A 14,899-nucleotide genomic window follows, 5' to 3' on the forward strand; every position below is an offset into this window, starting at 1 on the left:
TACTGCAATCCCGTCAGCAGGCAGAACCCACGTCTAATCATATGTTTTAAAATTAACATCCATGACCAGAGCTTCTTTATTGCTTTTGTTGCTTGCATCCTGGTACGTCACCTGACTTTCCGAAGAGAGCCGCAGCGGCAAACTGGTCTTCCGATCCACAGTCAGATGATATACCGTTTGTACTTTAGCTTGTTTCATCATCTGCTCCATACTGGCTTCCCCCTGCTGCCAAACCTGGCTCAATTCCTTCTCAAGCTTCGCCTTGTTCTTCCCTTTGATATTACTCGCCCTGTGCATATATTCTGCCTTAATCGCGTTCATCTCGTCGTTCAACTGGGTTGTTGCCCAAACCTTGGCTTCTTCAGGTGCCAGTTCAATCCGCAGAATCCTTGTTCTTCGACCAGAACCGTATTCGGATTTTATCGTTTTGTTCATCCGGTCAATATTCTCCAATTGGGCGATGGGGTTGTACCGGGACAGTGATCCACGGAGTGGTTCTTGCTCTGCGGTCAATGCCTCCCATTGTCCCTTTTTTCGCTGAAAAGAGGCGCTGAATCCGCTTGGTTGGGTAGTCAGATTTGCAGAAGCGGCATCCATTCCGTTTACCTTACTTGAACCTGCTGCAGTGACAGCTCCAGGGAGTCGCGTCTGCAGCGTTAGCTGATCATGATTTTCCAGCTTTCCTTCAAATTTGAACTGATTTTCAAAAAGTCCGCTGCTCTCTCGTCTTAACCCTGCTTCCCCTACAAAGTCCAGCTTCTCCTTACCTGCAATTCCGGATAAGGCCATGGAGAACACCTCTTCTGGAGTGCGTTCACGATGTATCAGCCCACAGCCCGGTGCAGAAAGGATAATAACACTCAAAAGCAGCATTAATGTACGCATACCCTGCCTTGTAATCATATAAAATCCATCCTTCCGTCCAAGGTTCTCCATAGCCTGCCCCTCCTGTATACCCTTATACTTCACATCAACGCAAACTTTGCTGTAAAAGAAAAAAGAGAGAACAACTCCAATCCATGGAATTGTTCTCTCTTAGCGCGTCACTTCCTGTTCTTCCAGCACAATCCGGTTGCGACCGTTATGTTTCGCCTCGTAGAGCGCCATATCTGCCCGGTAGAATAATGATTCCACACTGACCTTGTCATCCATCCAGTTCCACTCGGCTATACCACTAGATACGGTCACGGGTGGCCTGGTCTCCTCCGCCACTCGGCTGCGTATGACCTCTGCATACTCGAGTGCCTGGTGGATCCCCAGCTGCGGCACGTAAATGGCCAGCTCCTCGCCACCCCACCGGGCACAGATATCATCGGAACGAACGGAAGATTTAACGATATCACTAACCTGTTTCAACACCTGGTCCCCGGTTTGATGGCCAAATGTGTCGTTCACCTGTTTGAACTGATCGATATCAACCACTATTAATGAACCACAGAATTCATTGGCCTGCTTTTCGTGAATGACACTATCGAGATAATGTCTGACGTACAATCCAGTTAACATATCAAGGTTGGCCAAACGGCGAACCTCCGCATGCAGCGTCGCATTGGATAGAGCCAGGCCTACGTGTATGGACAGCATCTGCAGAAGACGATAATTATCGTATGAGAAATATTGCTGTTTGGGATGTCCCAGCAAAATAGTCCCCTTCACTTGACCGTTCACTCGAATCGGTGAAGCCATCAGTGACATGGAATTAGTAATCTCCATAAATACGGAGGACACTTTGTTATCCTGTGCGTAATTAGATAAAATAAGGGGTTCTTCTGTCTGGTACAGCAAACCCGCGATACCGTAATCCAGTGAAAAGGATTTTTGACGCATTTCTCCAATACTGGATGACATCACTTCGAAACGATTCGTGGTGTCATTCAATTGAAGAATACAACAGGATTCAGCTTGAAAAATGTCCTTTAACTCCAACTCGGCCATTTTATAAATCTCTTTCAACTGCAGACTTCTATTTAGACGTTGTGTCAAATCATTGATTAGACGAAGTTCCTGAATCAACATGTTCGATTGCTCATGTAATTTGGCATTCTCAAAAGCAGTTCCTGCCATATCCGCCATCATGGTGATAAGCTGCAAGTCGGGCTCTTCCATGAGCTCGTCATTCATCTCGATGTGAAACACACCATAGATACCCTGCTTTCCCTTGAGCGGAAGTCCAACCTCCACAATATGATTCTCCCCCTGATCGGAGCGAATGACTATCGTTTGTCCATCTTTAAATGAACGGAGACAAATATCTTCCCCATGTTCATGGACAAGCAAAGGTCTGATTCTCGGATTGGAGCTGTTGCGATCTTGGGACATGTACAGATTCATGTGTGTGGTCGGATACAAATAATCGATACTGTCAAATACCTCGTCCAATATGGCATCCACGTCCATTTTGTCATGCATCCGCTGCACGATCTGAAAAAGAATGGACCTCCGATGCTCTTCACGCGCCGTTTGCTCATGAGCTTTTAGCAGATCTGCCATAAATATGTATTCAAATCTTCGGTAAAAGCAAGTACGATAATGCGCTGCCTCTGATCGAACAATCTCTTCAGACGTTTCATAACGATGAGGCTCGTAAATGAAAGCTGTAAACACAGCGAACATATCCTTGTTGATTCTGGAAAACAGAGGCTCGGCAATGTATAGGAAATCCCCGTGTTCATCTGAACCACGCAATGATTGTGCCCTTCCGGTTTCAAGACAATTCATTACCGTCTGAACTGATACAGGCCTGTCCATAGACTCATCGGCGGTCGTCGCTACACAAATACCTTCTGTATTCCACACGCTGTAAATTGCAGATGATGCGCTCCAGTTCGAATCATGCTGAGTCAGCCAATCCGTATAGGCTTGCTGCAGCAAGTTTTTCAAATATGAGAAATCAAAAGGTGTGATATCCATTTGCTGCATCCAGAACGCATGCTCATTACGCTGAGCTGCAGAAGATGCGGAATCGCCCGAACTTGGCGAATGCATGCTGGCTGGTAAACTTCCTAGATGTTCTAACATGTCAGGCGCTCCTTTGCACCGTTTTTGCAACCTCTAAAGGGATGCATTAATCTGCAGACGTTATCGCAAACCTGCAAAAACCTTACGATAACCTTAATGTACATGATCATTTAAAGTTAAGATACATTCTATTTTACTCTCTTTATAGCTTTTTTGCATCCATATTTCAGAAAATTGTCCCATTTTTTTGGGCCTAATGACCTATCGACAAATTTAGACGTTTTTTTGCCTTTCTCCTACTCTTGACTTTGTCTCTTTTAAACTGTAATATAAATTGTTGATGAAGACTACTAATGGGTCTTTAAATTTGGGCATTACCGGTTGTGTCACCCTCATTCTTTTTGTTGCTTTCAGGACAGCGGCTGAACTTTCCTGATTGACGTATGTGTGGCCTTGCCCGCATCAACAAATTGGAGCGCAAACAGAGCCCTATATGAACTTTAACTAAAAAGGAGCTACTATAAACATGGCACGTTACACTGGTCCTAAATTTAAATTGAGCCGTCGCCTCGGCATTTCCCTGAGCGGAACAGGCAAAGAATTGAAACGTCCTTTCCCTCCAGGTCAGCACGGAGCTAACCAACGCAGAAAAATGAGCAACTACGGTATGCAGTTGCAAGAAAAACAAAAACTTCGCCACATGTACGGTTTGGGCGAAAAACAATTCCGCACTCTGTTTGCTAGAGCGCAAAAAATGCAAGGTATCGCGGGTGAAAACTTCATGTTCTTGCTTGAGTGCCGCCTTGACAACCTCGTTTACCGTCTTGGTTTTGCTAACTCCCGTGCAGGAGCACGTCAGTTGGTATCCCACGGTCACGTAACAGTAAACGGTAAAAAAGTCGATATCGCTTCTTACCAAGTAAGCACTGGCGATGTAATCGGCCTGCGTGAAAGAAGCCGCGGTCTTTCTTCCGTTAAGGAAGCTTTGGAAAACCGTTCGCATCTTCCAGCATACCTTGAATTCAACGACGCTGCTGTAGAAGGTAAATACATCCGTCTGCCTGAGCGTTCCGAGTTGTCCCAAGATATCGACGAAAAACAAATCGTCGAGTTCTACAACCGTTAATCGTTGATTGACTTTAAAGCTTCAACCCAAACAGCTGTCGAGATTTTCTCGGCAGCTGTTTTTTAATGTTTTTCTGCCTAAAACATTTAGTAATACCAATAAGATACCAATTTAAACACAGACAAACTCAGAGTTAACTAATTCACCAGATATGTGATGATCTTAATACTTTAAGAGCTTATAGACAAAGTAGGTCAGAGATGAAAAAATACCACTCATCATAATAATGATTGCTGATTCAAACACCTCTATTCTGATTCCGAACTGATATATTACCAGAATTGTGATTATCACTAATATCATGACTATAAATCCGAGTGAAAATGAAGATTTACAATGTGAAATTACTCTTTCGTCACTTTCGGAGTGCCTAGCCTGACTAGCCCCTTTTTTGTCCGTTGTCAACATGATGAAGTTTAGAATGGAACACCCCAGTAAACCAAATCCCAACGGCATAGCGAACGACAAATCAGGATTATTCAACGCATACTTCTGATAAAGAGCAATTGAAAAAACAAGCAAGCCGATGATACACATAGCAATAGAAACTAGAGTCCATTTCCTCACTGTCCATTCCCCTCTTCCTCAAAAATAAAAACTTGTTCAATATTTTTTTGAAATACCCGGGCAATATGATGAGCCAGCAAGATCGACGGATTGTATCGCCCTTTCTCCAACGAAATAATGGTCTGACGTGATACTTTAACTTTCTCAGCCAAATCCTGTTGCGTCATGTTAAGCTCACGACGGTAGATCTCAATTTTATTTTTCACCAGTATCATTACCTCACTCTAATTTGTAAAGCTTGCTTTACACAAAGCATACATCCTATTTCTAAAATTGTAAAGTAAACTTTACAATTAGACCAATATAATAAATCAGACTGCCGGAAAGCACCTCCACTTTATACCGAACACCTTCTTGTATACTCATGATATGGTACTTAACCAGACATAATAAATAACATAGACCAAAATAATGGCAATTTTCGACCATTGCTTGTATTTCTCAGGCATGCAAACCCGCCTTTTTATGCTATAATAAGTGCTGTTAAAAGGAGGAAGACACTGAATGGTTGATGTTAATAAGAAAAAGCCCGATGAACAGCCTGCCCGCAAGCGCAGCTTCGCCCGCAGACTGGGCAGTGTCGTCAAATGGATGGTTGTCCTGGGTTTTATGGGGGCACTATTTGTAGGCGGTGCTCTGATGGGATACGTCAGTTCCATTGTAAAAGACGAGCCCGTCCGCTCCAGGGCCCTGATTGAACAAAAAGTCAGCGAAAACTCCATCACAGGCTTTGCTTACTTTGCCGACGGTAGCCCGATCGGTCAATTACGTACGGAAGAAGACAGGCGTCCGGTCACCTTTGACCAGATACCACAGAAAGTTATTGATGCTGTCATATCGATTGAAGACAATCATTTTTACGAACATAAAGGTGTAGATATGAGCGGAACGCTCCGAGCCGTGAAGCAGAAGGTGCTGAAAGAGTCTGTGCAAACGGGCGGAAGTACGCTGACTCAGCAATTGGCACGGCGTGTGTTCTTGAATCTCGATCGTACCGAAGACCGCAAAGTCAAGGAGATACTGCTGTCCTTGCGACTTGAACGATTCCTGACCAAGAACGAGATCATGACTGCATATCTGAATAAAGTTCCTTTTGGTAACGGCTCCAGTGGATATAATGTGTATGGGATCAAGGCAGCTGCCAAAGGATTGTTCAACATTAATGATCTGGAGAAAATAAACACGGCTCAGGCAGCCTATCTTGCCGGATTGCCTCAGCTCCCATCTTCTTACTCAGCCTTTAACGGAAAAGGCGACTTTGTAGAGGATAATTTTGAGCGTGCAATCAACCGCCAGCATCTGGTATTACGCCGTATGCTTGAACTTGGCAAAATCAATCAAACCGAGTATGACGAAGCTCTTGCATTTGATATTAAGAGTTCACTGGCACCGAAGACCGTCAAGGCTTACAACACTTATCCATATCTTATGATGGAAACCGAACGCCAGGCAGCACAAATTTTGATGAAACAAATGAATGCTGACACAGCAGCTGAAGGAACTTCCGAGGGTTCAGATTCTACCGAGGATGGGACCCAAAAGGAAAGCAGTGCTCTGCTCGAAGAAGCTCAGCAGCAATTGCGTACAGGTGGGTATCGCATATACACAACGATTAACAAAAGTGTTTACAAAACCATGCGTACCATCGCCGAGAATGACAGCAATTTTGCTGCGGACGATCCCAAAAAAGGAAAAGAACAGACTGCAGCCATCATGATTGATCACAAAACCGGGGCTATTCTGGGCATGATTGAAGGCCGGAGCTTCCAGGATGAACAGATGAACTACGCAACCCAGATGGTGCGTCAGCCAGGTTCAACGATGAAGCCTATTGCCGCCTACCTGCCTGCTCTGGAAGAAGGACTGGTTCAACCAGCGTCCATCATTGATGATTCACCGATCATTCTTAAGGATGGAGGCTCAAACGGCTTCCATATTCCGAAGAATGCGAACAATCGTTATCAGGGACTTGTAACCGCTCGTAGAGCGCTGAACTATTCCCTGAACGTTCCTGCGCTGAAACTTTTCAATGAAGACGTCGGGATCGAAAAAGCCTGGGCATTCTCCAAGAAGCTTGGCATAACGACCATTCAGCAGCAAGACTATCAGGCTCAGACGGGTGTTCTCGGGGGACTCCAATACGGTGTAACCGTAGAAGAACTCACGAATGCTTACGGAGCAATTGCGAACAATGGGGTATATAACGACTCCTACATGATTAGCAAAATTGTAGACTCCAAAGGAAATATCGTTTATAAGCATGAATCCGAACCTGTTCAAGCATTTTCCGAACAGACGGCGTACCTCATGACCGATATGTTAAGAACCGTAATTACCGAAGGTACTGCGGATAAGGTACGCGAAACGTATAAGTATACGAAAAGTGCACCTGTCGTAGGAAAAACCGGTTCAACGCAAAACTATGCGGATGTCTGGTTTGAAGGCTATACACCTGATGTCACGCTTGGTGTGTGGGTTGGATACAAACAGCCTGTGAACACCCTTGAAACCAAATCTCAGCGTAAACGTGCCCAGCAGCTCTGGTCTCAGATTATGAATGAAGTCGTTGCTACCGACAAGGAACTGTTTGTGACGGATTCATTCAAGAAACCATCGGGCATTGAAACACGTACGGTATCTGCTTATAGCGGCAAATTGCCAACATCACTGACTGACAAATTTGTAACCGATATTTTCAACAGCAAATTTATTCCCAAAGATAGTGATGATGGTGTCGCCAAAGCAAAATACATTACCTACAATGGTGTAAACTACATCCCTCGTGATGAAACACCTGGCGACATGCTGAAGGAGAAGACGGTTATTAAACGGAAGAAACCGATCTCCGATCTGATCAAGGAATTGCAAAATGCATTCTCACGGATGAGCCGTCACGAATCCCTTGCCTATTACCTGCCAGAAGATGCGGATGCAGACATGCCAACACAAGTCGACCCGAGATCGGACAATGGGAAGGCACCAGATGCACCAGGGAATGTGAGAATATCTGTTGCTAATGGCAAAGCTGTAATTACTTTTAACGCAACGCCTGAAAATGACGTTGTCGGATATCGGTTGTATCGCTCCGTAAATGGTGCCGGCTTCCAGAACCAGGGCCAAGTTGTCCTGACAGGTGAATCCAGATCATTTACAGCATACGCACAGGGCGGGAATTTCACTTTCTATGTCACTGCTGTCGATGTAGCCGGCAAAGAGTCTGCTCCTAGTGCTACGGTTAGCAGTGCAGGAGTGTCAGATCCACTCCCGGATGAGGAAGTAAAAGAACCGATCAATGTTCCTGGAACCATCGTTGAGCCGGAAGAAAATGAAAACACTGACGCTGCAACTACCGTTCCAGGTACCCCTGGACAGGTTAGCGTAGCAGCTCTCACCCAAGGATTGCGCATTCAATGGGCCTCCAATCCGGAGAGCGATGGTGTACAGAGCTATGCTGTCTATTACAGTGAAACGGGCTCTGCCCCTTACACCAAGATTGGCACAACTTCCGGTACCTCAATGGATTACGGTGTACCTGCCTCTGCTAGCGGATGGTTCAAAGTATCTGCCATCAACAGTGTAGGAGAATCCGAGCCCTCTGTTGCGGTCCCATATCAACCGTAAGGATGCCATAACGCACGTTTTTTTAAGCCCCCACCCTCATTATTAGAGGATGGGGGCTTTTCTTCATATAATAAAAAGCCTGATCTGCATCTTACGCAAATCAGGCTTGTTCTTTAAAATGCAAGCACCACGTTTTCAGTAATTAATCTTCATCGGTTATTAATCTTCAATAGTGGACAGGTCACCTGTCGGCAAATCGAGCTCCCAAGCCTTCAGCACACGTCGCATGATTTTACCGGAACGAGTCTTGGGCAGTTTATCCTTAAACTCGATCTCTCGCGGAGCTGCATGAGCAGACAAGCCCTCTTTTACAAATCGATAGATCTCTTCCTTCAACTCAGGAGTCGCCTCATAGCCCTCACGCAGCGCCACAAAAGCCTTGATAATCTCCCCGCGCGTGACATCCGGCTTACCGATAACTCCGGCCTCTGCTACGGCAGGATGCTCTACGAGCTTGCTCTCCACTTCAAACGGACCAATACGTTCTCCGGAAGAATTGATTACATCATCGATCCGGCCCTGGAACCAGAAATACCCTTCTTCGTCCATATACGCTGAATCCCCGGATACATACCAGCCAGACAGCCTGAAATATTCATCATATTTGGCCGGGTTGTTCCAAATTTTCGCCATCATGGATGGCCAAGGTGTACGTATGGCGAGGTTCCCCATGCTGTATGGAGGGAGTTCCTGTCCCCGGTCATCGATAATAGCTGCTTCAATACCTGGTAGTGGCCGCCCCATTGAACCAGGCTTAATCGGCATCTCTGGATAGTTACAAATCAGCTGTGCTCCGGTCTCTGTCATCCACCAGGTATCATGGATCCGCTGACCATAGGCTTTCCATCCCCAACGCACCACTTCCGGATTGAGCGGTTCTCCAACCGACATTACATGGCGCAAGCTGCTGAGATCATGTTGTGCAATAGTCTCGTCCCCTGCACCCATTAGCATACGGAACGCGGTCGGGGCACTGTACCAGACGCTGACTTTATTTTTCTCAATGGTGCTGTACCAATCCTGCGGGCTGAACCGGCCCCCACGAATGACATTGGTCACTCCATTCAGCCATGGAGCAAAGATCCCGTATGATGTACCTGTTACCCATCCTGGGTCAGCCGTACACCAGTACACGTCATTCTCACGTAAATCAAGAACGACCTTGCCTGTATAGTAATGCTGAATCATGGCATTTTGGACGTGATAGACACCCTTAGGCTTGCCTGTTGAGCCCGATGTATAGTGAATAAGTAAACCGTCCTCACGATTCAGCCATTCCACTTCCATATCATCCGAGGCTGCAGACATCTCTGCATCAAAGTCGATTAGACCCTCTTCGGTCTGGGTACCTCCACCCACAACAAAAATATGCTTCAGTTCCGGCAGTTCCGCACGTTTAATGCGTCCCAATAGTTCTGGCGTCGTGACGAGGGCTACGGCCCCACTGTCTTCCAGCCGGTCTTTAACTGCCGTCTCCATAAACGCCTCAAACAGGGGTCCGGCTATGGCTCCTGCTTTTAACACACCCAGCAGGCTGAAATACAACTCAGGACTTCTCGGCATAAAAATAAACACCCGGTCTCCCCGGACAATGCCATATTTGCGCAGAACATTCCCAAAACGGTTCGATTGCTCGCTCAAATCAGCAAAAGTATACGCTTCTTCACGCGAAGCATCACTGTATAACAGCGCCGTTCTCCCGCCTCTTCCTTCCAGTACATGACGATCAATCGCTTCATGCGCCATGTTGACTTTTCCGCTGGCGTGCCACGTAAAGTGCCTCTCCACCGATTCCCAATCAAACCGGCTTCGGGCCTCTGTGTAATCGCCCAGGTTAGATTCAGACACAACCGTTTGCAGCATCTCACCATGTGCTTGACTCATGCTTGCCAGCCTCCTTCAACTCGACATTTCGATTTCCCATAATGGGTTACTTCTCATTGCCTTTGTGTTGACTGAACTTCCAGTTAGCGCTTACATTAATAGAGAGAAATTCTCATCATGTACCTGTCTGGCCAAACCAATGAACTCAAATCTGCTTGAATTGTGAACGTTTTTTGTCTACGCAATTATAGCAAATCTACACAATCATCGTCTATGGGTTTTCAATTTTTTGATTTTTTGCTATAAGTAGGGGGAGAGAGGAGCATGAACCATGGAGCATATCAAGGCGTATCATATGCGTTCCATCTTCAAGTCCGGCCACCGAGTCACGGTAGAAGGCCCTGTGCCTCCCGAGGCAATCACCAAACTTGCGTTCCATCCCGATCTGGATGCCTTTCGTCGTCCTTCTGAGCAGCAGGAAGCGCTGGCCGAGATTGCAGCATTGCCTGAAGGAAGAATCATCATTGCACGTGAAAATGAGACGATTATCGGATATGTTACATTTCACTATGCGGATGATTGTGAACGCTGGTCTGAAGGTAACATGATGGATCTCATTGAGCTCGGAGCTATCGAAGTGGCTGACGAATACCGTTCACTCGGGGTCGGACGCGAGATGCTGCTCACCGCATTTGAAAATGGACAGATGGAAAGATACATTGTTTTCACCACGGAATATTACTGGCATTGGGATCTGAAGGGCAGCGGCCTTTCCGTCTGGGATTATCGCAAAATGATGGAGCGACTGATGCAGACTGTGGACATGACGTGGTACGCCACGGACGATCCCGAGATTTGCTCTCATCCGGCCAACTGTCTCATGGTGCGCATCGGCAGTGAAGTACCCATGTCCTCCGAGGAACAATTCGACCGTGTACGGTTTCGTCATCGCTTCATGTATTAATACATTTATTGAGATATACATGTAAAAAAACCGCCTCTCTAGGCAGCTCCAGATGACAAAATGGAACTGCCCACGAAAGGCGGTTTAGTTTATAGACTCATACTTGTATGGCAGCTTCTGAAAGAGATTCCAAATTACATATTTTCAAGCATATGTTCAACAATGCGGTGGGAACGTTGTGAAGATTGCACGGTAAATTCAGCAAAGTTCACATGAGCCGACCCGTCCGCTTTATCAGACATGCCGCGCAGCACAACAAAAGGAACGCGATTCATGAAGCTAACCTGAGCGACGGCAGCTCCCTCCATCTCCGCACATGCTCCATCCATTTCGGTATACAGCATGTTCACGGTCTCCTTGCTCGCAATAAACTGATCTCCGGACAATACCTTACCAATCAGATACTTGGCTCCCTGTGCCTTACACGCTTCCTCTGCTAATGCAATCAAAGCAGGTTCCGCGGGGAATGCGGAGGTTTCCTGATACGGGATCACTCCCCGTTCGAAACCGAGAGGAGTTACGTCCATGTCATGCTGAATGCATACGGAGGAGATTACGATATCTCCAATGTTCAGTTCCGGGTTCACTGCGCCCGCAACACCCGTAAATATAATCCGGTCTACTTGGAAACGATCGATCAAAATTTGCGTGGTCACCGCCGCGTTCACTTTGCCGACACCCGATTTACACACCACGATCTGTTTGCCCAGCCATTCACCCGCCACATACGTAATGCCGGTTTGCTTCACCGTCTCCAGCTGTTTCATGCCAGCCAGCAGAAGTTCTACTTCTTCATCCATAGCTCCAATGATCCCAATCGTTTCCTTCAATCTCGCTACCCCCTTTTGCTTCCGGACCTGTCCGGTTTGCACTGATTCATCCTCATGAAGCACAAAAGCTCCGTCTCCGGAGCTTCCGTATATCCATTATGTAGAGAGAATTCCTTCTCCCTTTTCGAATTGCTTTTGCTTAGCCAGCGTGGCTTACTGACAGACGAAGAATCGTTTCATGCGGCAAAATAACCCGTGGGTTCTCCACATTTTCCTTCTTCATCAACTTGGTGAGCAAACGCATGGCTACTGCGCCAAGGTCATACATCGGCTGTGCCACCGTTGTCAATTGAGGACGAACCATGGAAGCCATACGAATGTTATCCACACTAATGATAGAGAAGTCATCTGGTACCTTCAAACCTTCATCCTGAATGGAGTGAATAGCACCAATGGCCATTTCGTCTGTTGCAGCAAAGATAGCGGATGGTCTCTTCTTCAGTCCGAGGAAATATTTCATTGCTTCCACACCGGACTCGTAACGATAGTTACCGATCCGTACCAGATCCTCCTGATATTCCATTCCCGCCGCTTCAAGTGCTTTTTTGTACCCTTGGAAACGGGCATACCCGTTCGCAGGATCTTGCAGCGTACCACTGATCATCGCAATTTCCTTATGCCCATGACGAATCAATGTGTTCACCGCATCAAAAGCTGCAGCTTCGTGGTCGATATCCACGGAAGGATATGTTCCCTTCTCGTCACTCGTTGCACAGAGCACGATTGGTACTGCCGCAGACTGAAACGCCTGAATATGTTCATCCGTTACTGTTCCACCCATGAAGAGCAGGCCATCTACCTGTTTCTCCAGCAGAGTGTTGATGACACGGATTTCTTTTTCCTTTTTCTTGTCCGCATTACACAAAATAATGTTGTAGTGATACATATTCGCAATATCCTCGATCCCGCGGGCAATCTCTGCGAAAGTCGAGTTTGAAATGTCCGGAATAACGACCCCGACCGTGGTTGTCTTCTTGCTGGCCAAACCTCTGGCTACCGCATTCGGACGATATCCCAACCGCTCGATGGCTTCATATACTTTTTTGCGCGTTTGTGGCTTAACATTCGGGTTGTTATTTACCACCCGCGATACCGTTGCCATGGACACACCAGCTTCACGTGCCACATCATAAATGGTTACCGTCACAGTACTTCTCTCCATTACCAGTAAATTTTCATACCATTTTCATTAAGATTTATATTACGACAAATTTTTGCATTAATCAATTAAAATAGGCTTTAGGACTCACTTAGAGCATTCGTGAGTGTGGACGAAGTAATATCCGAATGGGAAGTATGCCATACAGGGATTCCTTTTTTGACCAGAATCGCCTGCGGAGATTCGTGCTTAACTCCCAGCTTGTCGGCTGCTTCATTAGACACAGGCCGATCTTCCACGACGTAAATGATGCCATAGTTTACATTTTCATTAGGATTATTTTGCAAATAATTGTTCATCTCCTGATAAGCATTCGCGCTGATCGGGCAGCGTGTGCTGTGCTTAAACAGAAGCAAGGGTTGGTCTTCAGAAGCCTCCACTGCGGAGTTTAGCTGTTCAATACTTGTCATTTTAGTCATGTCAGCCATTTGATATACATCCCCCTTTTTCAGGAATACCGCTATGTTGAGCGTTTTCACTCTAGGATATCTTAACAAAAAGCGCATGAAAAAGCCAATTTTCATGAAAACAAGCATTTAGCACGTCAAAATTAGACAGCATTCGAGAAATGTGCCTGCCATACAAAACCGGACAATTGGCTCAACCTGCGCTCCGTAGTTTCCATCCATTCTTCATCGCCCGACTTCTGAGCATATCCCATAATATCAAGCAGCAGGTTAATGCGTTCGTTCACGGCTTGCTGCATGTGATGTTCCATCTCGCGATCACTTGCATCTGGCCAGGCCAGCAGTTGTTCGTGAAATAGATCGGCAAGTTCATTTTGCTTGCCAAAGGATACATCCTGTTTCACGGGTTGTTCACCCAGCTTGCTGATACATTCTTTCAAATCCGGCTTGACCGGCTGTAATACTTCGTATGAAACACAATCCGTGCATGCAAAAACAGGCACATTCCGAATCTCCACTTTCTTCGCATAAACTACCGTTCTCAATTCCAATTCCATTACATGTCCGCATTTGCACGTTTTGCGCACATTCATCACCTCATTCGTTCTATACTCGTATACGTTACCATTCGACCTTTTTCCGCTTAAATCCTGCCGCAAACCGTAGGTTGTACAAATTACCACTGCCCCCAAATGCAGGTTGTCGAAAATAAGCTTTCATATAGATGTAACCGTTATCTAAACAGGGAAAATGCACAATCATGAAGTGTCATACAGAATCTGTTACAATATAAGTTGCGACATCCTAACCACGGCAAAAGGAGAGATGGTTGTGAGACTAACAGGAAAAAAAGTCATCGCACTGGTCGATGAAGAATTTGAGGATCTGGAGTTGTGGTACCCCGTACATCGTGTGCGTGAAGAAGGTGCCGAGGTACATTTGGCCGGAGAGAAAAAAGGTAAAGTCTACATCGGAAAATACGGTGTTCCCGCTGAAGCGGAATACAGCTTCGATGAACTGGACAGTTCACAATATGATGGCATTCTCGTGCCGGGCGGCTGGGCGCCTGACAAGCTCCGCCGTTATCCGAAAGTCCTTGAACTGGTGAAAGACATGCATGCAGATCGCAAGCCGATTGGGCAGATCTGTCACGCTGGCTGGGTGCTGATCTCTGCCAAAATTCTGGATGGGGTTACCGTAACTTCCACACCAGGCATTCGGGACGACATGGAAAATGCCGGAGCAATCTGGAAGGATGAAGCCGTTGTTGTCGATGGACATATCATTTCGGCTCGTCGTCCGCCTGATCTTCCTCCCTATGGCAAAGCATTCTGTGATGCACTTGCTAAAAAGTAAATCAGGAATACAAAAAAGCCCTTCGCTCATGGCGAGGGCTCTTTTTGTATCATATTAACTCAAATGGTATAAAAATGAATATATTAA

At 46.2% G+C, this 14,899-nt stretch carries 12 protein-coding genes; 4 read left to right on the forward strand and 8 right to left on the reverse strand.

Annotated features, from left to right (window positions below; genetic code table 11):
• Positions 1-33 precede the first annotated feature (33 nt).
• Positions 34-936 carry a hypothetical protein gene (locus MHB82_RS21015; RefSeq protein ID WP_341175748.1) on the reverse strand — a complete coding sequence of 301 codons (903 nt, stop codon included), beginning with the start codon at positions 934-936 and terminating at the stop codon, positions 34-36.
• A gap of 99 nt (positions 937-1,035) precedes the next feature.
• Complete coding sequence (locus MHB82_RS21020) at positions 1,036-3,018, reverse strand: sensor domain-containing diguanylate cyclase (RefSeq protein ID WP_341175749.1); 1,983 nt, start codon at positions 3,016-3,018, stop codon at positions 1,036-1,038.
• A gap of 466 nt (positions 3,019-3,484) precedes the next feature.
• Between MHB82_RS21020 and rpsD the strand changes: the two genes are divergently transcribed.
• Complete coding sequence (gene rpsD, locus MHB82_RS21025; RefSeq protein WP_095290216.1) at positions 3,485-4,084, forward strand: 30S ribosomal protein S4; 600 nt, start codon at positions 3,485-3,487, stop codon at positions 4,082-4,084.
• 563 nt (positions 4,085-4,647) lie between these two features.
• On the opposite strand, the gene MHB82_RS21030 is transcribed toward rpsD, so the two are convergent.
• Positions 4,648-4,866: a helix-turn-helix transcriptional regulator gene (locus MHB82_RS21030; RefSeq protein WP_221192608.1), complete on the reverse strand. Its 219-nt coding sequence runs from the start codon at positions 4,864-4,866 to the stop codon at positions 4,648-4,650.
• A 289-nt stretch (positions 4,867-5,155) separates the two neighbouring features.
• Between MHB82_RS21030 and MHB82_RS21035 the strand changes: the two genes are divergently transcribed.
• Complete coding sequence (locus MHB82_RS21035) at positions 5,156-8,272, forward strand: penicillin-binding protein 1A (protein WP_095359378.1); 3,117 nt, start codon at positions 5,156-5,158, stop codon at positions 8,270-8,272.
• Between the two features lie 159 nt (positions 8,273-8,431).
• Here MHB82_RS21035 and acsA read toward each other — a convergent pair whose 3' ends face one another.
• Positions 8,432-10,156: an acetate--CoA ligase gene (gene acsA / locus MHB82_RS21040; protein WP_095290209.1), complete on the reverse strand. Its 1,725-nt coding sequence runs from the start codon at positions 10,154-10,156 to the stop codon at positions 8,432-8,434.
• A 271-nt stretch (positions 10,157-10,427) separates the two neighbouring features.
• Here acsA and MHB82_RS21045 point away from each other — a divergent pair, with 271 nt between their 5' ends.
• Entirely contained in the window at positions 10,428-11,060 is a 633-nt protein-coding gene (locus MHB82_RS21045) for a GNAT family N-acetyltransferase (RefSeq protein WP_095359379.1), read from the forward strand.
• Positions 11,061-11,194: 134 nt separating this feature from the next.
• On the opposite strand, the gene MHB82_RS21050 is transcribed toward MHB82_RS21045, so the two are convergent.
• From MHB82_RS21050 to MHB82_RS21065, 4 genes are all read right to left on the reverse strand, one after another.
• Complete coding sequence (locus tag MHB82_RS21050; RefSeq protein ID WP_095359400.1) at positions 11,195-11,890, reverse strand: 5'-methylthioadenosine/adenosylhomocysteine nucleosidase; 696 nt, start codon at positions 11,888-11,890, stop codon at positions 11,195-11,197.
• 139 nt (positions 11,891-12,029) lie between these two features.
• Positions 12,030-13,037, reverse strand: coding sequence for a catabolite control protein A (ccpA, locus tag MHB82_RS21055; protein ID WP_095290204.1), 1,008 nt, complete (start codon positions 13,035-13,037; stop codon positions 12,030-12,032).
• 92 nt (positions 13,038-13,129) lie between these two features.
• A complete protein-coding gene (gene ytxJ / locus MHB82_RS21060; protein ID WP_110759265.1) occupies positions 13,130-13,477 on the reverse strand; it encodes a bacillithiol system redox-active protein YtxJ in 348 nt (115 codons plus the stop codon).
• A gap of 122 nt (positions 13,478-13,599) precedes the next feature.
• Positions 13,600-14,148 (reverse strand): hypothetical protein, encoded by a 549-nt coding sequence (locus MHB82_RS21065; RefSeq protein ID WP_146239824.1) that lies wholly within the window; start codon positions 14,146-14,148, stop codon positions 13,600-13,602.
• A gap of 133 nt (positions 14,149-14,281) precedes the next feature.
• Here MHB82_RS21065 and MHB82_RS21070 point away from each other — a divergent pair, with 133 nt between their 5' ends.
• Entirely contained in the window at positions 14,282-14,812 is a 531-nt protein-coding gene (locus MHB82_RS21070; protein ID WP_095359382.1) for a type 1 glutamine amidotransferase domain-containing protein, read from the forward strand.
• Positions 14,813-14,899: the final 87 nt, after the last annotated feature.

Source organism: Paenibacillus sp. FSL K6-2862 (assembly GCF_038005125.1).
Taxonomy (GTDB): domain Bacteria; phylum Bacillota; class Bacilli; order Paenibacillales; family Paenibacillaceae; genus Paenibacillus; species Paenibacillus illinoisensis_A.